The sequence below is a fragment of the Pseudomonas sp. OF001 genome, from assembly GCF_904426495.1.
Taxonomy (GTDB): Bacteria; Pseudomonadota; Gammaproteobacteria; order Pseudomonadales; family Pseudomonadaceae; genus Geopseudomonas.
In genome coordinates this window covers 24,869-42,745 of sequence record NZ_CAJGBM010000001.1, presented here as the reverse complement: position 1 = coordinate 42,745, position 17,877 = coordinate 24,869, and the positions used below count along the sequence as shown (strand labels likewise).

The following is a 17,877-nucleotide window of genomic DNA, read 5'->3' as shown; positions in this document are numbered from 1 at the left end:
GCCAGGGAACCGAGACCAGGAGGACGCATGAGAACAGTCGCGCAAATGCTCCGCGCCAAGCCCAACCAGGACATCTACACCATCGCGCCCACGGCGACGGTGCTGCAGGCCCTGCAACTGATGGCGGAAAAGAACATCGGGGCGCTGATCGTCACCGAAGGCGAGCAGGTGGTCGGCATCGTCAGCGAGCGCGACTACGCGCGCAAGATGGTGCTGCAGGGACGCTCGTCGGTGGCCACCCCGGTCAGCGCGATCATGGCCGCGCCGGTGATCAGCGTCACCTCGGCGCAGACCACCCGCGACTGCCTGCGCCTGATGGGGCGCGGCCACCTGCGTCACCTGCCGGTGATCGACGACGGCAAGCTGCTGGGCATGCTGTCGGTGGGCAACCTGGTCAAGGAGGCCCTCGCCGAGCAGGACGAGCTGATCCAGCAGCTGGAGCAGTACATCCGCGGCTGAGGACTACTTGAGTCCCTTGCCGGAGAACACCAGCACCTTGTCGTTGCCGAACTGGATGCTGACGAAGGCGCCCTGCTCCTTGCCCCAGGAGCAGCTGGTGAAGCCCAGGGCGCCGGCGCATTCGGTCGGCGCGCCCAGCAGCTGCTCGACCTCGGCCTTGCTCATGCCAGGGCGGATCTTGGAGAAGTTTTCCTGGTTGACCTTGTTGCAGGCGGCCAGCAGCAGGCAGCAGGCGAGCAGGGCGAAGGAACGCAGCGACATCGGGGAACTCCTGAACGGGGAAAGGGCGGCAAGCATGGCACAGGCGCCGCCCGCCAACCCTGCGTTGGACGGCAAAAGCGCCGCCGCGTTCCGGCCGGACGGCACGACGCCGGCACGGGGCCGGCGTCGGGGATGGCAGGAACGCAGCCCTGCCGGGAGCGGAGCGCGGATCAGCCCTGGTGGTAGCCGGTGATGCGCTCGACCTCTTCCTTCGAACCGAGGAACACCGGCACGCGCTGGTGCAGCGAGGTCGGCTGGATATCGAGGATACGCTGCACACCGTTGGTCGCCGCGCCGCCAGCCTGCTCGATGATCATCGACATCGGGTTGGCCTCGTACATCAGGCGCAGCTTGCCGGCCTTGTCCGGCTCGCGGGCATCGCGCGGGTACATGAACACGCCGCCGCGGGTGAGGATGCGGTGCACGTCGGCCACCATCGAGGCGATCCAGCGCATGTTGTAGTTCTTGCCCAGCGGGCCTTCCTTGCCGGCCAGCAGCTCGCCGACGTAGCGCTGCACCGGGGCTTCCCAGTGGCGCTGGTTGGACATGTTGATGGCGAACTCGGCGGTGCTTTCCGGTACGCGGATGTCTTCGTGGGTCAGCACGAAGCTGCCCAGCTCGCGGTCGAGGGTGAAGCCCTTGACGCCGTTGCCGAGGGTCAGCACCAGCATGGTCTGCGGGCCGTAGATGGCGTAGCCGGCGGCCACCTGGCGGGTGCCCGGCTGCAGGAAGGCTTCCTCGCCGAGGTCGCAGCTGTTGTCGCACTCGTCCGGGCAGCGCAGCACGGAGAAGATGGTGCCGACCGAGACGTTGACGTCGATGTTGCTGGAGCCGTCCAGCGGGTCGAACACCAGCAGGTAGGCACCCTTCGGGTACTGGCCGGGGATCTGGTAGGCGTTGTCCATTTCCTCGGAGGCCATGCCGGCCAGGTGGCCGCCCCACTCGTTGGCCTCCAGCAGGATCTCGTTGGACAGCACGTCGAGCTTCTTCTGCACCTCGCCCTGCACGTTCTCGCTACCGGCGCTGCCCAGCACGCCGCCCAGCGCGCCCTTGGACACCGCGTGGCTGATCTCCTTGCAGGCGCGCGCCACCACTTCGATGAGGAAGCGCAGGTCGGCCGGGGTGTGGTTGCTGCGGGTCTCTTCGATCAGGTAGCGACTGAGGGTAACGCGGGACATGGACGGCTCCGAGGGTGGGGCAGGATAAAATGCGGGCATTTTAACCCGACTCGGCCGCCGCCGCCTCATGCCGCGCGTCAATCCGGCCCCATCCAGGCGACCGCCGGACGACAAAAACAGCTGCAGGCGCGCCTCCGTCTGCTTATCATCGCGCGCCTTCCGCCCTGCCACCCTGCGACCCCCCAATGAGCAAACACCTGCTGGTCGGCGCCGATCCCGAGCGCCTGGAAACCTGGATCAAGTTCAGCGGCAACGACATGTGCCACGACTGCCGCGCCACCTGCTGCAGCCTGCCGGTGGAGGTGCGCCTCAAGGACCTGATCCGCCTCGGCGTGGTCGACGAGTTCGAGGCCGGCGAGCCGCCCCGGCAGATCGCCAAGCGGCTGATGAAGGACGGCATCGTCGGCCGCTTCAACCAGAAGTCCGGCATCTTCATCCTGGAGCAGCACTCCAGCGGCGATTGCCTGTACCTGGACCAGAAGACCCGCCTGTGCACGGTCTACGCCAACCGCCCGGACACCTGCCGCAACCACCCGCGGATCGGCCCCAAGCCCGGCCACTGCGCCTTCCGCCCCAAGGCGCTGCACCGCTGAAACGACAAAGGGCGCCGAACGGCGCCCTCTGCTTTTGCTGCCGGGATCAGGCCAGCGGGAACAGCACGTTGCACTGCCCGGTGCCCGAGCTCTCGAAGTACGGGGTGAGCACCTCGGCTTTCCCCTGGTAGTTCTTCCAGCCGAGCAGGCCGTAGAGCATCGCGGTGTCGTGCATGCCGCCCTCGCCGTCGCAGTCGCGAGCGTACTGCGGCAGCATGTCGAGGAAGTCGGCGTGGTCGCCGCGCTGCCACATGTCCATCACCTTGAGGTCGACCTGCTTGTTGAACGGCCGGCTGATCTTCTGCAGGTGGTCGCTGACCTCGCGGTTCGGCGCGATGCGGTGCGACAGCGAGCCGCTGGCGAGGAAAGCCACCCGGCGGTCGGAAGCCTCCACCGCCTGGCGGATCGACTCGCCCATGGTCTTTGAGTCTTCCAGGTGCGCGTCGTACAGCCAGGCGGCGATCGAGACGATCTTCACGCGCTTGTCGATGCCCATGTAGCGCAGCGGCACCAGGGTGCCGTACTGCAGGCCGAGCGACGGCACGTCGGTGTGGCTGCGGGTGAACACGTCGTTGGCGCAGGCCGCGGCGGCGATGGCGTCGCCCAGCTCGGCGTCGCCGACGTAGTCGTAGGGCAGGTCGCGGATGAAGTGCGGGAACTCGGTGCTGGTGTACAGGCCCGAGCAGTCGGTGTTGGCGTTGATGTGGTAGCCGGCGTTGACCAGCCAGTGGGTGTCGGCGACCACGATGGTGTCGACCGCCAGCTCGCGCACCAGCTCGCCCAGACGACGATGGCCGGCGATGGCGGCGGCGCGGCAGCCGTGGTGCGGGCCGGGCTGCTCGGAGATGAACATCGACGGGACGTGGGTGACCTTGGCGGCCAGAACGATCTCACCCATGGCGGCTTCCTCTTGTTGTGGTCTCGGGGACTGGCGCCGGAGTGGCGCCTGGTGCGTCCAGTATCCGCACAGGCCGCAGGGAGAGCATTGCCGCTGGCGGCAAAAGACTAGCCTTTACGCGCAACCTGCTGCATGCAGAGGCTACCCGTAGGGTGCGCCATGCGCACCAGAGGGCATCGTCAAGACGGTGCGCACGGCGCACCCCTACGGAGCGCTTGCCCGCCCCAGCCGCGTCCGGTAGCGACTCGGCGTCTCGCCGGTCCAGCGCTTGAAGGCGCGGTTGAAGTGGCTCGGCTCGGAGAAGCCCAGCGCATAGGCCAGCGCGCTGAACGGCTGCTGCGACTGCTGCACGTAGCGCCGCGCCAGGCTGGCGCGCACCTCGTCGAGGATCTCGCTGAACGAGGTGCCCTGGCGCGCCAGGCGGTACTGCAGGGTGCGCGGGCTGCTGCCCAGCTCGGCGGCCACCGCCTCCAGGCTCGGCGTGCCGCCGGGCAGCAGCTCGAGCAGGCGCGCACGCACCTGCAGGGCCGGGTTGAGCAGCTGGTGGCGGGCCAGGTACTCGGCCACCAGGCGGTCGTTCTGCCGCGCCAGCTCCGGGTTGCCGGTGGGCAGCGGGCGCTGCAGCTCGGCGCCGTCCAGCAGCAGGCTGTTGCCTTCCGCAGCGAACTGCACCGGCGCGGCGAAGTGCTCGCGCCAGGGCACCGGATCGGCCGGCGCCGCGCGCATCAGGCTGACCGCGCGCGGCGCGAAGCTCGGCCCGCGCATGTCCTGCAGCAGCTTGCTCACCGCGCCGAGGAAGTAGTCCACCCCTTCCGGGGCGATCTGTGGCTGGCCGTCGATCTCCTGCACCAGCATGCGGAAGCGGAAGGCGTCGCCCTCGGCTTCCAGGCTCAGGTCGGCGCCGTCGTTGAGCAGCGCGGCGAAGCGCACCATGCGCTCCAGCGCCTCCAGCAGGGTGCTGCTGGCCCATAGCGAGAAGCCGAGGGCGTGGAAGGTGGTCGGGCAGACGAAGCGCGCGGCGTGCAGGCCGATGTCGGCATGCCCGGTGCGCGCCACCGCCAGCGGCCAGAAGCGCCGGGTCAGCGCCGAGGAGAAGCGCGCCTCCTGGGCGTACTTGGCCGCCGGATCGGCGCCGGCCTCGGCCAGCAGGGCGTCGGCGTCCACCCCCAGCGCCTCCAGGGTGCGGGTCACCGCGGCCAGCCAGCCGGCCACCACCGAGGATGTCTGCGTCATCTGCTGTCCCCACTGCGAGCGTTTGCGGACGCACAGCCTAGCGGGCAGCGCGCCGCTCCATCTTGCGCCGGATCAGTGCAGCCGGCAAAAGGCCACCCCGGCCAGCCGCCGCATTGTTACGGACGGCACAACTGAGCTTCTCCGCCACCACGATTTATCCACTGCCAGCCGCCTCCCTAGAATCCGGTTGCCGCATTTCCCGCCGCGTTTCCCCGTTTTCGCCAGGATCTCCCGCCTTGTCTTCTCGCACCTGCCTCGCCGGCGCCCTGCTCGCCTCCGCGCTCGTCCTCGGCGGCTGCATGAGCACCGGCGGCATCGCCCCGCAGCAGGCGCGTCTGGATGCCAACACCCTGAGCCCCGGCGCCGCCCTCGCCCAGGCGCGCCGCGAGGCCGGCTGGCCACGGGAAAGCTGGTGGCAGCAGTACCACGACCCGCAGCTCGATGCCTGGATCGCCCGCGCCCTGGAGCACAGCCCGAGCCTGGACGAGGCCGAGGCGCGCGTGCGCCAGGCCATGGCCCTGGCCGAGGTGACCCGCGCCGCCGAGGCGCCACAGATCGGCGCCAGCGCTACCCTCAGGCGCCAGCACTGGCCGGACGACGCGCTGCACGGCCCCGGCGCGCTGGGCGGCAGCAGCCACTGGAACAGCGACGCCGGCCTCGGCCTGCGCTACGCCCTCGACCTCTGGGGCCGCGAGCGCAGCGCCAGCGAGGGCGCCCTGCACGCCGCCTACGCCAGCGCCGCCGAGGGCCGGGTGGTGCAGCTGGAGCTGGAGCGCAACATCGTCCAGGTCTACGTGCAGCTGGCGCTGCGCCATGCCGAGCGCGACATCCTCAAGGCCACCCTGGCGCAGCAGGAGCATGTCCTCGCCATTGCCCGCCGCCGCCTGGCCGGCGGCCTGGGCACCGCCTTCGAGGTCAGCCAGGCCAGCGCGCCGCTGCCGGAGACCCGCCGGCAGATCGCGGAGCTGGATGCGCGCATCGCCCTGGCCGGCAACCAGCTGGCCGCCCTCGCCGGCCAGGGTCCCGGTGCGGCGGCCCAGCTGCAGCGGCCGAAGCTGCAGCTCACCACCCAGCCGGCCCTGCCGGCGGTGCTGCCCGCCGACCTGCTCGGCCGGCGCCCCGACGTGGTCGCCCGGCGCTGGCAGGTGGCCGCGCGCGCCAGCGGCGTGGACGTGGCGCGCGCCGACTTCTATCCCAACATCGACCTGGTCGCCGGCCTCGGCTTCGGCGCAGTGGGCGGCGGCGCGCTGGCGCTCTTCCAGGCCGGCAAGCTCGGCGGCAGCATCGGCCCGGCGCTCTCCCTGCCGCTGTTCGACGGCGGCCGCCTGCGCGGCCGGCTGGGCGCCGCCAGCGCCGACTACGACGCCGCGGTGGCGCGCTACAACCAGACCCTGATCAGCGCGCTGCGCGAGATCTCCGACCAGCTGATCCGCCTGCGCTCGCTGGACCAGCAGCAGCGCCTGGCCGCCGAGGCGACCGCCACCGCCGAGGCCAGCTGGCGCATCGCCGAGCAGGCCTGGCGCGGCGGGCTGACCGACTACCTCGCCGTGCTCGAGGCGCAGACCCGGCTGTTCGCCCAGCAGCGCGTGCAGCAGCAGGTGTGGGCAGCGCGCCTGGCCGCCCACGCCGAGCTGATGGCCGCCCTCGGCGGCGGCCTGCTCGACCCGCAGCACGGCCCCGCCGAGCGCCTGCTCGAACCGCGCCGCGTGCCGGTGCTGTCTGCCGGAGCCGGCTCACGATGAGCCTGCGCGACGACCTGACCGTGTGGGCGCGCAGCGAGGGCCTCTGCTGGATCTTCATCTTCAAGATGCTGGCGGCGGCGCTGACCACCCTGTGGCTGGCGATGCGCCTGGACATGCCGCAGCCGAGCACCGCAGTGATGGCGGTGTTCATCGTCATGCAGCCGCAGAGCGGCCAGGTGATCGCCAAGAGCCTGCACCGCCTGCTCGGCACGGTGATCGGCCTGCTGGCCATGCTGCCGCTGATCGCCCTGTTCAACCAGGAGCCGGTGCTGTTCCTCGGCGGCATGGCGCTCTGGGTCGCCCTGTGCACCGCCGGCGCGGCGCGCTACCGCGACCTGCGCAGCTACAGCTGCCTGCTGGCCGGCTACACCGCCACCCTGGTCAGCCTCACCGCCATCCAGCATCCGCAGACCGCCTTCATCCAGGCGCTGTGGCGGGTGCTGGAGATCGGCCTGGGCGTGCTGTGCTGCTCGGTGTTCAGCGCCGCGATCCTGCCGCAGAGCACCGGCAGCGCCATGCGCCAGGCCGTCGCCCGGCGCTTCGGCGACTTCGCCGCGCTGGCCGTGACCCACCTGCACGGCGGCGACCGAGCCACCCTCGAGGCCGCCCAGGCGCGCCTCGCCGCGCAGACCGTGCGCCTGGAAACCCTGCGCAGCATGAGCGGCTACGACGACCCGCAGCTCGCCCTGCGCATGGGCCGCCTGAGCCGCCTGAACCACGACTTCATGGCCATCGGCAGCCGCTTCCACGCCCTGCAGCAGCTGCTCGCGCGCCTGCGCAGCCAGGGCGCCAGCCTGGCCCTGGACGCCTTCGTCCCCTGCCTGGACAGCCTGAGCGGCCTGCTCGCCCCCTGGCAGCAGCGGACGCTGGACGAACGCGGCGCCGCCGAACTGGCCACGCAGCTGGAGGACTACCGCGCGCGGCTGCTGCCGCTGATCCGCCAGTGCCGCGCCGGCCTCGGCGGGCTGCCCGCGGACAGCCCGCTGCGCCTGGACTTCGACACCGCCGCCGAGCTGCTCTACCGCCTCGCCGACGACCTGCACGACTACGCGCAGACCCACGCCGCGCTGGCGCCGGCCCGCCATGCCCGCGAGCGCGGGAGCGAGCGCTTCGCGCCGCGCGCCAACCGCCTGGCCGTCGGCGTCGCGGCCCTGCGCATGCTGCTGCTGATCGGCCTGGGCAGCGCCCTCTGGCTGCAGAGCGCCTGGCCCAGCGGCCACATGTTCCTGATCACCGCGGTGATCATCGGCTCGCTGTGCTCGGCCTCGGCCAATCCGGCGCGCATGGCCCTGCAGATGGCCGGCGGCACCTTCCTCGCCGCCCTGTTCGGCTTCGTCGAGAGCTTCCTGCTATTCCCGCGCATCGGCGGCTTCCCCATGCTCGCCCTGGCGCTGGCCCCGGTGTTCCTGTTCGGCCTGTACCTGGTCACCCGCCCGCGCTGGGCCGGCTACGGCCTGGGCCTGCTGATCCTGTTCGGCTTCGGCACCCTCCCGGCCAACTTCACCGTTCACGACCCGGCCAGCCTGCTCAACAACTACATCGCCCTGGTGCTGTCGCAGCTGCTGGTGGCGGTGGTGATGGCCTGCGTGCTGCCGCCCAACCGGCCGTGGATGTGGCGCCACCTCGAGCGCGACCTGCGCCGCCGCGTGGTGCATGCGGTGCGTGCGCCGCTCGCCGGGCTGCCCGCGCGCTTCGACAGCTCCACCCGCGACCTGCTGACCCAGGCCCACGACCTCGCCGCCGGCCACCCCGCGGTGCAGCGCGACCTGCTGCGCTGGATGACCCTGGTGCTGGAGATCGGCCACGCGGTGATCGAGCTGCGCCAGGAGAAGGCCGCGCTGCCCGACGAGTCCAGCTACGCCGCGGGCACCAGCTGGCGGCTGGCCTTCGACGCCCTCGCCGCGGCGCTGGTGCGGCTGTTCGCGCGGCCCACGCCGGCGCACCTGAGCCAGGCGCTGGCCCGGGTCGAGCGGGCCATCGACGCCGTGCGGCGCACCCCGGAGGCGCGCGCGCCGCACTTCGCCAGCTCGCCGCTGCGCCGCCTGGAAAGCTACCTGCACTTCATCCGCACCGCCCTGCTCGACCCGCACTCGCCGCTGGCCGAGCGCCTGCCCGGAGCCGCCCATGCTGCCTGATCCCCTGCCGCGCGAGATCGCCTTCCACGGCGTGCTGCTGCCCAGCGTCGCCGCACTATTCCTGCTCGCCATGCTGCTGACCTGGGGCCTCGACCGCCTGCTCGCCGGCAGCGGCGTCTACCGCCACGCCTGGCACCCGAGCCTGCTGCGCATGGGCCTGTTCGCCTGCGTGTTCGCCGGCCTGGCCCTGACCGTTTACCCCTGAGCCGGAGACTGTCCATGTTGTCCCGCCAATCGTTCATCAGCTTTCTCGCCACCCTCGGCGTGGTGCTCGCCGCCCTCTGGCTCGGCCGCAGCCTGTGGGTCAACTACATGGAATCGCCCTGGACCCGCGACGGCCGCGTGCGCGCCGACGTGGTCACCGTGGCGCCGGACGTCGCCGGCCTGGTGCTGGAGGTGCCGGTGCGCGACAACCAGGCGGTGAAGAAGGGCGACCTGCTGCTGCGCATCGACCCGGCGCGCTACCGGCTGGCCGTCGACGAGGCCCGCGCCCTGGTAGCCGCACGCCGGGCCAGCCTGGCGATGCGCGAGCAGAACGCCAGGCGGCGCCTGGCGCTGGACGAGCAGGTGGTATCGCGCGAGGACCGCGACGACGCCGCCAACGCCGCCGCCGCCGCGCGCGCCGAGTACCGCCGCGCGCTGGTGCAGCTGGAACAGGCCGAGCTGGACCTGGCGCGCACCCGCGTGCTGGCCCCGGTGGACGGCTACGTGACCAACCTCGCCGTGCGCCCCGGCGACTACGCCCAGGCCGGTGCGGCGCAGCTGGCGGTGGTCGACCGCCACTCCTACTGGGTCTACGGCTACTTCGAGGAGACCAAGCTGCCGCTGCTCGAGATCGGCGCCAGGGTGGACATGCAGCTGATGAGCGGACAGCGTCTCGAGGGCCACATCGAGAGCATCGCCCGCGCCATCTACGACCGCGACAACCCGCAGAGCCGCGAGCTGATCGCCGACGTCAACCCGACCTTCAACTGGGTGCGCCTGGCCCAGCGCGTGCCGGTGCGCATCGCCCTCGACCGGGTGCCCGACGGCGTGCTGCTGGCCGCCGGCATCACCTGCACGGTAATCGTGCGCGAAGGCGCGGCGGCCACTCAGGCCCAGTAGGCGGGATTGCCCAGATCGGCCGCATCGCGCGCCAGCAGCCGCGGCAGCTCGGCCTTGAGCAGCTCGATCCAGGTCTTGATCTTGGCGTCGAGGAAGCGCCGCGAGGAGTACAGCGCATACAGGCTGCGCTCGTGCAGCTGCCACTCGGGCAGCACCCGCACCAGGCTGCCCTCGCGCAACGCTCGGGCGGCGACGAAGTTGGGCAGCAGCCCCACGCCCATGCCGGCCACCACCGCCTGCACCATGGCCTCGGAAACGTTGGCCTGGAAACCATCGCCGGGACTGATCACCTGCCGCTCGCCGGCGCGCTCGAACACCCAGTCGCCGGGATACACCGGGTCGAGCAGGCGCAGGCAGCGGTGCTCGCGCAGCGCCTCGGGACACGACGGCGTGCCCAGGCGGCGCAGATAGTCGGGCGCGGCGCACACCACGTTGAAGACCTCGCCCAGACGCTGGGCGACCAGTTCGGAATCCGGCAGCTCGCGGCAATGGGTCACCACCACGTCGTGGCCTTCCTCGAGCAGATCGGGGGTGCGCTGCGACAGGCTGAGATCGACGTCGACCTGCGGATACAGCTCGGCGTAGCGCACCACCAGCGGCATCAGGTACTGGGTGCCCAGGCCGGTGAAGGAGTGCACGCGCAGGCGGCCGCGCGGGGTCAGATGCGCGCCGCTGGCCTCGGCGGCGGCCTCGTCGACCTGGACGAGGATCTCCCGGCAGCGCTGCAGGTAGCGCTCGCCGGCCTCGGTCAGGCGCAGGCGGCGGGTGGTGCGATAGAGCAGGCGCGTGCTGAGACTGGCCTCCAGGTCGGAGACCAGCCGCGACACCTGGGCGGTGGACAGCTCGAGCGCCTGGGCGGCCGCGGTGAAGCTGCCGCTGTCGATGACCCGGGCGAACACCCGCATGGCCTGCAATACATCCATGGGAAAGACGACCTCCGCGAACAGGGATGGGGCCGATCCCCACGCGCCGGCCGCCGCTGCCAGCATAACGCAGCCGCGGCGCACCACCGCATGGGGACGACAGGCCTTCCTGCCTCGAACGGCGGCGCCCTGCCGAACGGCAAAACAAAAAAAGGCAGGCTCAGGGAGCCTGCCTAACAGGGAGCGTTGAGAAGTCAGAAACTTCGCGGGGCACTCCGTGGAGAAACGGGAAAGGAAGCGGATTACGGCAAACGGCTTACTCGCAGTACGTGTCCTGCTTGGTGTAGCTGATGGTCTTCACCTGGCCCTGGGAATCGCGGTAGGTCATCTCGGTCGGCACCAGCTCGCAACGCCCGTGGGGGGCTTCATTGATGGCGATCACCTCGGCGACATCCAGATTCATACCGTAGGTGTAGGCGGTCGCCTGCGCGTCGTTGCCTGCCGAAGCCTCGGCGGCGAAGGCCCCGGTAGAGGCCAGCATGACGGTCAGGAACAGAGCTTTGGATTTCATGAGCAACTCGACCTCTTGGGTGGAAAGCCGCCCGGAGGCTGGTTCGCTGCCGGGCATGGACATATTTTCCGCCCCGCCCGCCGCGGGAAAAATGCCGATGTGGAGAAGCCTGTTTTGCGTGGGGTGCAACAATCCGCGCCGCCCCGCTGGTGGCGCAACCTGTGCCGGAGGCGGCTGAGCGCATGCGCTGCGACACAGGCTGTCGCGCCAGCAGGGAAGATGCAGAAGACCGCCCGATGCCTTCCGCCAGGAGCAACGCCATGCTGAAGAACCTTCTCGCCACCGTCGGCCTGATCTTCGTCGCCCGGAAGGGCTACGCGCACTACCGGGAATACCGCGCACTCAAGCAGGAAAACGAGGAACTGCAGGAACAGCTGGCCAAGCGCAAGGCCCAGCCCCGCCCTGACCTGCAATGACCCGGGAGCCTCCGCACCATGCCGATTCCGCCACCGCCCTCCACCTTCCGCTGCACCGACTGTGGCTGGCGCCGCACCGTCATCCCGCGCAGCGATGCACTGATCCTCGGCGTCGACTGGTTCGAGCACTGCCCGCAGTGCGGCAGCCAGACGCTGCAATGGCGCCCGGCCAGCGCCACCGAGACCTTCAAGGCCAGGCTGCAGCAGCTCCTTGGCGGCAGGCACTGAGCGCCCGACAAGGCACTGCCCCGCTAGTGGCCAAATGCCCATCCGCCGTCTTACACTCGCCGACAAGCGGACACCGGTCACAGGCCATCCGCCAACGTCGACACGGAAGCCGCACGATGTCCGAAAACAAGGATCCACTGTTCCGCTACCTCGCCCTGCTGCAGCTGATCCCGCGCTGGCCGGGGCGCATCGCCACCCCCGTCCTGCTGGAAAGGCTCAGGGACAAGGGTTTCGAGATCGACAAGCGCTCCCTGCAGCGCGACCTGCGCGACAAGCTGGCCGGGAGCTTCCCGATCCTCTGCGACGACAGCCAGCGCCCCTACCGCTGGAGCCTCGATCGCGACGCTGCCCACGGCCTGCCCGCCCTCGACACCGCCTCCGCGCTGGCCCTGCACCTGGCCGAAAGCCACCTCAACACCCTGCTGCCGCAGAGCGTGCTGGACCAGCTCAACCCGCACTTTCGCAGCGCCCGCGACTACCTCGACGGCATGGAGCGCAACGGCCTGGCCCACTGGGCGCGCCGCGTACGCACCCTGCCCAACGGCAAGGCCCTGCTCCCGGCCCCGCTGCAACCGGCGATCTGGACGCAGGTCTGCACCGCCCTGCTCGAACGCCGCCAGCTACGGGTCGACTACCTGAGCCGCAGCAAGGGCGACGCCAGGAGCCTGCGCATCCACCCGGCCGGCCTGGTGTCGCGCCACTCCAGCAGCTACCTGATCGGCACTGCCAACGACTACGCCGACCTGCGCCAGTTCGCCCTGCACCGCATTCAGTCCGCCGAGCTGCTGGACGAACCGGCCCGCGAGCACCAAGGCTTCGACATCGACCGCTACATCGAGGGTGGAGCCTTCGCCTGGCGCCAGTCACCCGACGAAGTCGAACTGATCGCCGACGTCTCCCCGCAGATCGCCTGGCTGCTCGACGAAACCCCGCTCAGCCGCGAACAACGCCTCGAACCGCTGCCCGGCAGCGACTGGCAACGCCTGCACGCCCGCGTGCCGCTGGACCAGGAGACCCTGTGGTGGATCTTCGGCCTCAACGACCAGATCCGCGTGCATGCGCCGCAGGTGTGGGTGGAGGAGATAGGGCGGAAGGTGGAGAGGTTGCGGGGGATGTATGCCGCGCCGATTGTCTGCGACACGCTACGTCGCAGCACTGTGGAAAGTGGACATTAGGAATCGGACAACACAGCATCAGTCGGGAGAACAATCCATGCTGAAGAATATACTCGCCGCCGCCAGTCTCTAGCGACTAACAAAGCAAGATAAAAACACCACCAAGACAACGCTTGGCAAACAGTAAAATTACAAACAAAATAATTTTAACAGCCAGCAGAAAGCCTACCCCACCCAACAAAAACACCCATCAAAACTCTGCCACACCAAGGAACAAAAATGGAAGAAAAAAATAAATTATCCGCAAAAATGGAAGAACAGATAACTGAAAAACTGAGTGACGCATTCGAAAGCGTTGTAAAACAGAAAAACGAGTACTACCAAAACAACCCACAAAAGATCCCAGAAATCGGATCAACCGGAAAGCTCATAAGTTCAGCAGCGCTTACAAACTCCGCAATATCCGGCGGCGCTAGCTTGATACCTGGGCCATATGGGATGCTAGCCGTAGTTCCAGAGATAATACTTGTAACACGAAACCAGATATCCCTCATATATGACATCGCAGCTGCACATGGAAAAAGGGACCTCATGACCAAAGAACTGGCAGCCATGGTCTTTGTGTCCGCTATGGGGTCAGGAGCCGGCAGTCTTCTTGTAGTGCACGGCGGAAAATATTTGGTAAGACGAACCAGCCTGAGAGTATTCCAGCGACTGGTAACAGCTTTAGGCGGAAAGATCACTCAGCAAGCATTAAAATCAACTATAAGCAAGTGGCTTCCTGGTGTTGGGGCTGCGGCGATGGCTGCTTGGACAAACTACCTAACACGACAGATCGGAAAAAAGGCCACAGAAATTTTTTCCTCCGAATTAGAATTCGAAGACAACATAATTGACATTGAACTCATAGAGGAAAAGGAGAACAGCCCTGCCGAAGATGGATCAAAAAAATCCAACGATTACTACAAGATCCAAGCTCTTTCCAATCTAATGAAAATTGATGGTAAGTCAGACGAGGAGGAGCTAGCACTCATAGCCTCAACAATTGAGCAGAGCAACCTTACACCAGAAGAAAAAATATCGTTGATATCAAACATCTCCTCAACAGAAACAAAACTTGAGGGAATCGAAATTATCGCAGACTCACCATCAGAGTCAATCTCCCTAATAGCCGAAATGATTGCGCTAGCAAAAGCAGACGGAAAAATTCATATAACTGAAAAGTTATACATAAAACAAGTAGGAAAGATGCTTGGATTCTCAGATTCAGACATTGAAGAAATGATCTCTGCTTAAAGTTCGAAAAAACCAGGACCCACTACCAGAGCTGCGTCAAGAAAAATAGAAAAGCCCCGCCGGATCACACCAGGCGGGGCTTTTCATTTCAGCTCAAGGCCGACTCAGCGATCAGACCTTGCTGCGCTCGTAACGCTTGCGGTCGTTCTCGTTGAGCATCTTCTTGCGCAGACGGATCGACTTCGGGGTCACTTCCACCAGCTCGTCGTCGGCGATGAATTCCAGCGCCTGCTCGAGGGTGAACTTGATCGGCGGAACCAGGGCGATGACTTCGTCCTTGCCGGAAGCGCGCATGTTGTCGAGCTTCTTGCCCTTGGTGGGGTTGATCACCAGGTCGTTGTCGCGGCTGTTGATGCCGCACAGCTGGCCTTCATAGATCTCCTGGCCCGGCTCGAGGAACAGCTTGCCGCGGGCCTGCAGGGTTTCCAGCGAGTAGGTCAGCGCGGTACCAGTGGCCATCGACACCAGCACGCCGTTCTGACGGTTGGTCACTTCGCCGGCCTTGATCGGGCCGTAGTGGCTGAAGGTCGAGGTGAGGATGCCGGTGCCCGAGGTCAGGGTCAGGAAGTTGTTGCGGAAGCCGATCAGGCCGCGCGCCGGGATGGTGTACTCCAGGCGCACACGGCCCTTGCCGTCGGGGATCATGTTGGTCAGATCGCCCTTGCGCAGGCCCATCTGCTCCATCACCGGACCCTGGTGCTGCTCCTCGATGTCGATGGTGACGTTCTCGTACGGTTCCTGCTTCTCGCCGGCCTCGTTCTCGATGATCACCACTTCCGGGCGGCCCACGGCCAGCTCGAAGCCTTCACGACGCATGGTCTCGATCAGCACCGACAGGTGCAGCTCGCCACGGCCGGAGACCTTGAACTTCTCCGGGGACTCGCCCTGCTCGACGCGCAGCGCCACGTTGTGCAGCAGTTCCTTCTCCAGACGGTCCTTGATGTTGCGGCTGGTGACGAACTTGCCTTCCTTGCCGGCGAACGGCGAGTCGTTGACCTGGAAGGTCATGCTCACGGTCGGCTGGTCGACGGTCAGCGGCGGCAGCGCCTCGACGTTGTTCTGGTCGCACAGGGTGTCGGAGATGAACAGCTCGTCCATGCCGGAGACGCAGACGATGTCGCCGGCGGTGGCTTCCTCGACCTCGACGCGCTGCAGGCCGGAGTGGCCCATGACCTTCAGGATGCGGCCGTTGCGCTTCTTGCCGTCGGCGCCGATGGCGGTCACCGGGGTGTTGGTGCGCACCTTGCCGCGGGCGATGCGGCCGATGCCGATCACGCCGAGGAAGCTGTTGTAGTCCAGCTGGGAGATTTGCATCTGGAACGGGCCTTCGACGTCCACCACCGGGGCCGGCACGTGGTCGATGATCGCCTGGAACAGCGCGTCCATGTTGTCGTCCATGGCCTCGTGGTCCATGCCGGCGATGCCGTTCAGGGCGCTGGCGTAGACGATCGGGAAGTCCAGCTGCTCGTCGGTGGCGCCGAGGTTGTCGAACAGGTCGAAGATCTGGTCGATGACCCAGTCCGGACGCGCGCCCGGGCGGTCGATCTTGTTGACCACGACGATCGGACGCAGGCCGGCCTTGAAGGCCTTCTGGGTCACGAAGCGGGTCTGCGGCATCGGGCCGTCCTGGGCGTCGACCACCAGCAGCACGGAGTCGACCATCGACATCACGCGCTCGACCTCACCGCCGAAGTCGGCGTGTCCGGGGGTGTCGACGATGTTGATGTTGTAGCCGTTCCACTTGATGGCGGTGTTCTTGGCCAGGATGGTGATGCCGCGTTCCTTTTCCTGGTCGTTGGAGTCCATCACGCGCTCGTTCTCGGCTTCCTTGCGGTCGAGGGTGCCGGAGAGCTTGAGCAGCTTGTCGACGAGGGTGGTCTTGCCATGGTCGACGTGGGCGATGATGGCGATGTTGCGCAGTTGTTCGATCACTGGGGTGTCTTCTCGATAGGTAACGCTTGGATTCGGATGCCGGACGGGATTGTTCCCGCCTGCCGGCGACAGCTTGATTAACGCGGGCAGCGCCAATCGGGGGGGCGGTGGCGGATGCTGCCCCCCAGCAGGCCCGGCTGCCTAGGCCGGACGATAAACGCGCACATTGGCATGCCCCTCGCTGAGCAGGTGGTGGGCATGCAGGCGGCTCATCACGCCACGGTCGCAGTACAGGAGGTACTGGCGGTTGGCATCCAGTTCCTTGAAACGGTTGTTGATCGCGTAGAACGGCAGGGCCTGCACCTCGATGCCGGGCAGCAGCAGCGGCTCGTCCTCGGCGGCGTCGGGGTGGCGGATGTCGATGACGATCTGCCCGGGCAGCGCCTCGCGCACCTCCTCGACCTGCAGGTCCTGGCCCAGCTCGTCGATCAGGTTGTCGATGGTCACCTTGCGCGCGCGCTCCAGGGCGCGCTCGAGGATGGCCATGTCGAACTGCGCCTCCTCATGCTCGACGCGGTAGCGCTTGGCGCGGGTGGTCGGGTTGACCGAGATGACCCCGCAGTACTCGGGCATGTTCTTGGCGAACTCGGCGGTGCCGATGCGCGTCGCGGTGTCGATGATGTCCTGCTTGTGCGCGGCGATCAGCGGGCGCAGCACCAGGGTGTCGGTCACCGCGTCGATCACCGACAGGTTGGGCAGGGTCTGGCTGGACACCTGGGAGATCGCCTCGCCGGTGACCAGCGCGTCGATGTGCAGCTCGTCGGCGATCCGCGACGCGGCGCGCAGCATCATGCGCTTGAGCACCACGCCCATCTGGCTGTTGTCGACCTTGCCGAGGATCTCGCCGACCACTTCCTCGAACGGCACGCTGATGAACAGCACGCGGTGCGAGCGGCCGAACTTCTCCCACAGGTAGTGGGCGACTTCCATCACCCCCAGCTCGTGGGCGCGGCCGCCGAGGTTGAAGAAGCAGAAGTGGGTGAGCAGGCCGCGACGCATCATCTGGTAGGCCGCCACGGTGGAGTCGAAGCCGCCGGACATCAGCACCAGGGTCTGCTCGATGGAGCCCAGCGGATAGCCGCCGAGGCCCTCGTGGCGGGCGTGCTCGACCAGCAGGCGGTCGTAGCGCGCCTCGAAGCGCACCTCGACCTCGGGATGCTTGAGGTCGATGCCGGAGGCAGAGCACTCGCGGCGCAGGCGGCTGCCGACGTGGGCAGCCAGGTCGACCGAGGAGAAGTCGTGGGTATTGCCGGAGCGCTTGCAGCGCACCGCGAAGATCTTGCCGGAAAGCTTCGCACCAAAATGGAGCTTGCACTTCTCGGTGACGTCGTCGAAGTCGCCCAGCGGGTACTCGTGCACCTCGAGGAAGTGGGCGATGCCCGGCGTGCAGCGCAGGCGCTCGAGCATCTCGCGCAGCACCTGCGGGTCGCTGACCTGGGTCTGCACCTCGACGTTGTCCCATTCGCCCTCGGTGCGCAGCGCCGGATCGAGATCCCTGAGCACGGTGCGGATGTTCTTGCCGAGCTGGCGGATGAACTGCTTGCGCACCGGCCGGCTCTTGATGGTGATTTCCGCGAAGGGTTTGACGATCAGTTTCATGGGCGAACGGCGCGAAGGCAGGAGCAGCGAAAAGAGGGGCGCGGATTATAGCGGAAATTGCTCAAGCTTTGAGCAGAAATCCGCGCGACGGCAAATTGCACCAAAATGAATCAGTGCAACACTTGAAAGCACCCCCGTGGTGCACGATCCTAGCCCGCATCGCGGGCGACGCCCGGAAAAGCCGCATTTTCCGCGGCCCATGCCCATTTCCAAGCACTGGCACGCTCCTTGCTTTTGAAATCCGGACATTTTCC

18 protein-coding genes are annotated in these 17,877 nt (G+C 67.4%); 10 read left to right on the top strand and 8 right to left on the bottom strand.

Going from position 1 to position 17,877, the window contains the following annotated elements:
- Positions 1-27 precede the first annotated feature (27 nt).
- Positions 28-459 (top strand): CBS domain-containing protein, encoded by a 432-nt coding sequence (locus RA210_RS00200; protein ID WP_136490868.1) that lies wholly within the window; start codon positions 28-30, stop codon positions 457-459.
- Between the two features lie 3 nt (positions 460-462).
- On the opposite strand, the gene bamE is transcribed toward RA210_RS00200, so the two are convergent.
- Both bamE and RA210_RS00190 read right to left on the bottom strand, forming a co-directional pair.
- The gene (gene bamE / locus RA210_RS00195) at positions 463-720 is read right to left on the bottom strand and encodes an outer membrane protein assembly factor BamE domain-containing protein (RefSeq protein ID WP_136490869.1); all 258 of its coding nucleotides are present in this window, start codon (positions 718-720) and stop codon (positions 463-465) included.
- Positions 721-890: 170 nt separating this feature from the next.
- Positions 891-1,898: a class 1 fructose-bisphosphatase gene (locus RA210_RS00190; RefSeq protein WP_136490870.1), complete on the bottom strand. Its 1,008-nt coding sequence runs from the start codon at positions 1,896-1,898 to the stop codon at positions 891-893.
- A 185-nt stretch (positions 1,899-2,083) separates the two neighbouring features.
- Here RA210_RS00190 and RA210_RS00185 point away from each other — a divergent pair, with 185 nt between their 5' ends.
- The gene (locus RA210_RS00185) at positions 2,084-2,491 is read left to right on the top strand and encodes a YkgJ family cysteine cluster protein (protein WP_136490871.1); all 408 of its coding nucleotides are present in this window, start codon (positions 2,084-2,086) and stop codon (positions 2,489-2,491) included.
- 46 nt (positions 2,492-2,537) lie between these two features.
- On the opposite strand, the gene hpaD is transcribed toward RA210_RS00185, so the two are convergent.
- Positions 2,538-3,389: a 3,4-dihydroxyphenylacetate 2,3-dioxygenase gene (gene hpaD, locus RA210_RS00180; protein ID WP_201485011.1), complete on the bottom strand. Its 852-nt coding sequence runs from the start codon at positions 3,387-3,389 to the stop codon at positions 2,538-2,540.
- Between the two features lie 204 nt (positions 3,390-3,593).
- The gene (locus RA210_RS00175; protein WP_136490873.1) at positions 3,594-4,622 is read right to left on the bottom strand and encodes an AraC family transcriptional regulator; all 1,029 of its coding nucleotides are present in this window, start codon (positions 4,620-4,622) and stop codon (positions 3,594-3,596) included.
- A gap of 236 nt (positions 4,623-4,858) precedes the next feature.
- Here RA210_RS00175 and RA210_RS00170 point away from each other — a divergent pair, with 236 nt between their 5' ends.
- The 4 genes from RA210_RS00170 to RA210_RS00155 are packed head-to-tail and all read left to right on the top strand — an operon-like array spanning position 4,859 to position 9,603.
- A complete protein-coding gene (locus RA210_RS00170) occupies positions 4,859-6,364 on the top strand; it encodes an efflux transporter outer membrane subunit (RefSeq protein ID WP_268932773.1) in 1,506 nt (501 codons plus the stop codon).
- A complete protein-coding gene (locus tag RA210_RS00165) occupies positions 6,361-8,499 on the top strand; it encodes an FUSC family protein (protein WP_201485010.1) in 2,139 nt (712 codons plus the stop codon). Before RA210_RS00170 ends, RA210_RS00165 begins: the two co-directional genes overlap by 4 nt.
- A gap of 4 nt (positions 8,500-8,503) precedes the next feature.
- Positions 8,504-8,704, top strand: a complete 201-nt coding sequence (locus RA210_RS00160) for a DUF1656 domain-containing protein (protein WP_201485258.1) — start codon at positions 8,504-8,506, stop codon at positions 8,702-8,704.
- A 17-nt stretch (positions 8,705-8,721) separates the two neighbouring features.
- Entirely contained in the window at positions 8,722-9,603 is an 882-nt protein-coding gene (locus tag RA210_RS00155; RefSeq protein ID WP_236574590.1) for an efflux RND transporter periplasmic adaptor subunit, read from the top strand.
- Here RA210_RS00155 and RA210_RS00150 read toward each other — a convergent pair.
- Positions 9,591-10,526, bottom strand: a complete 936-nt coding sequence (locus RA210_RS00150) for a LysR family transcriptional regulator (RefSeq protein WP_201485008.1) — start codon at positions 10,524-10,526, stop codon at positions 9,591-9,593. The two genes, RA210_RS00155 and RA210_RS00150, sit on opposite strands and share 13 nt — an antisense overlap.
- Positions 10,527-10,782: 256 nt before the next feature.
- Positions 10,783-11,037, bottom strand: coding sequence for a DUF2790 domain-containing protein (locus RA210_RS00145; RefSeq protein ID WP_201485007.1), 255 nt, complete (start codon positions 11,035-11,037; stop codon positions 10,783-10,785).
- 260 nt (positions 11,038-11,297) lie between these two features.
- Here RA210_RS00145 and RA210_RS00140 point away from each other — a divergent pair, with 260 nt between their 5' ends.
- The 4 genes from RA210_RS00140 to RA210_RS00125 all read left to right on the top strand — a co-directional run bounded on the left by RA210_RS00140 (position 11,298) and on the right by RA210_RS00125 (position 14,092).
- A complete protein-coding gene (locus RA210_RS00140; RefSeq protein ID WP_201485006.1) occupies positions 11,298-11,453 on the top strand; it encodes a hypothetical protein in 156 nt (51 codons plus the stop codon).
- A gap of 18 nt (positions 11,454-11,471) precedes the next feature.
- Positions 11,472-11,681, top strand: a complete 210-nt coding sequence (locus RA210_RS00135) for a hypothetical protein (RefSeq protein WP_201485005.1) — start codon at positions 11,472-11,474, stop codon at positions 11,679-11,681.
- A 116-nt stretch (positions 11,682-11,797) separates the two neighbouring features.
- Entirely contained in the window at positions 11,798-12,856 is a 1,059-nt protein-coding gene (locus RA210_RS00130; RefSeq protein ID WP_201485004.1) for a helix-turn-helix transcriptional regulator, read from the top strand.
- A 219-nt stretch (positions 12,857-13,075) separates the two neighbouring features.
- Positions 13,076-14,092: a TerB family tellurite resistance protein gene (locus RA210_RS00125; protein ID WP_201485003.1), complete on the top strand. Its 1,017-nt coding sequence runs from the start codon at positions 13,076-13,078 to the stop codon at positions 14,090-14,092.
- Between the two features lie 111 nt (positions 14,093-14,203).
- Here the strand turns inward: RA210_RS00125 and typA are convergent, their stop codons facing one another.
- Positions 14,204-16,024: a translational GTPase TypA gene (typA, locus tag RA210_RS00120; protein WP_136491253.1), complete on the bottom strand. Its 1,821-nt coding sequence runs from the start codon at positions 16,022-16,024 to the stop codon at positions 14,204-14,206.
- 141 nt (positions 16,025-16,165) lie between these two features.
- A complete protein-coding gene (thiI, locus tag RA210_RS00115; RefSeq protein ID WP_201485002.1) occupies positions 16,166-17,623 on the bottom strand; it encodes a tRNA uracil 4-sulfurtransferase ThiI in 1,458 nt (485 codons plus the stop codon).
- Positions 17,624-17,877 lie beyond the last annotated feature (254 nt).

Coding starts and splice junctions, on each gene's coding strand:
- RA210_RS00125 (WP_201485003.1), top strand. CDS start 13,076: ATGGAAGAAAAAAATAAATTATCCGCAAAAATGGAAGAACAGATAACT.
- RA210_RS00140 (WP_201485006.1), top strand. CDS start 11,298: ATGCTGAAGAACCTTCTCGCCACCGTCGGCCTGATCTTCGTCGCCCGG.
- RA210_RS00200 (WP_136490868.1), top strand. CDS start 28: ATGAGAACAGTCGCGCAAATGCTCCGCGCCAAGCCCAACCAGGACATC.
- RA210_RS00185 (WP_136490871.1), top strand. CDS start 2,084: ATGAGCAAACACCTGCTGGTCGGCGCCGATCCCGAGCGCCTGGAAACC.
- RA210_RS00135 (WP_201485005.1), top strand. CDS start 11,472: ATGCCGATTCCGCCACCGCCCTCCACCTTCCGCTGCACCGACTGTGGC.
- bamE (WP_136490869.1), bottom strand. CDS start 720: ATGTCGCTGCGTTCCTTCGCCCTGCTCGCCTGCTGCCTGCTGCTGGCC.
- RA210_RS00175 (WP_136490873.1), bottom strand. CDS start 4,622: ATGACGCAGACATCCTCGGTGGTGGCCGGCTGGCTGGCCGCGGTGACC.
- hpaD (WP_201485011.1), bottom strand. CDS start 3,389: ATGGGTGAGATCGTTCTGGCCGCCAAGGTCACCCACGTCCCGTCGATG.
- RA210_RS00190 (WP_136490870.1), bottom strand. CDS start 1,898: ATGTCCCGCGTTACCCTCAGTCGCTACCTGATCGAAGAGACCCGCAGC.
- RA210_RS00165 (WP_201485010.1), top strand. CDS start 6,361: ATGAGCCTGCGCGACGACCTGACCGTGTGGGCGCGCAGCGAGGGCCTC.
- RA210_RS00150 (WP_201485008.1), bottom strand. CDS start 10,526: ATGGATGTATTGCAGGCCATGCGGGTGTTCGCCCGGGTCATCGACAGC.
- RA210_RS00130 (WP_201485004.1), top strand. CDS start 11,798: ATGTCCGAAAACAAGGATCCACTGTTCCGCTACCTCGCCCTGCTGCAG.
- RA210_RS00145 (WP_201485007.1), bottom strand. CDS start 11,037: ATGAAATCCAAAGCTCTGTTCCTGACCGTCATGCTGGCCTCTACCGGG.
- thiI (WP_201485002.1), bottom strand. CDS start 17,623: ATGAAACTGATCGTCAAACCCTTCGCGGAAATCACCATCAAGAGCCGG.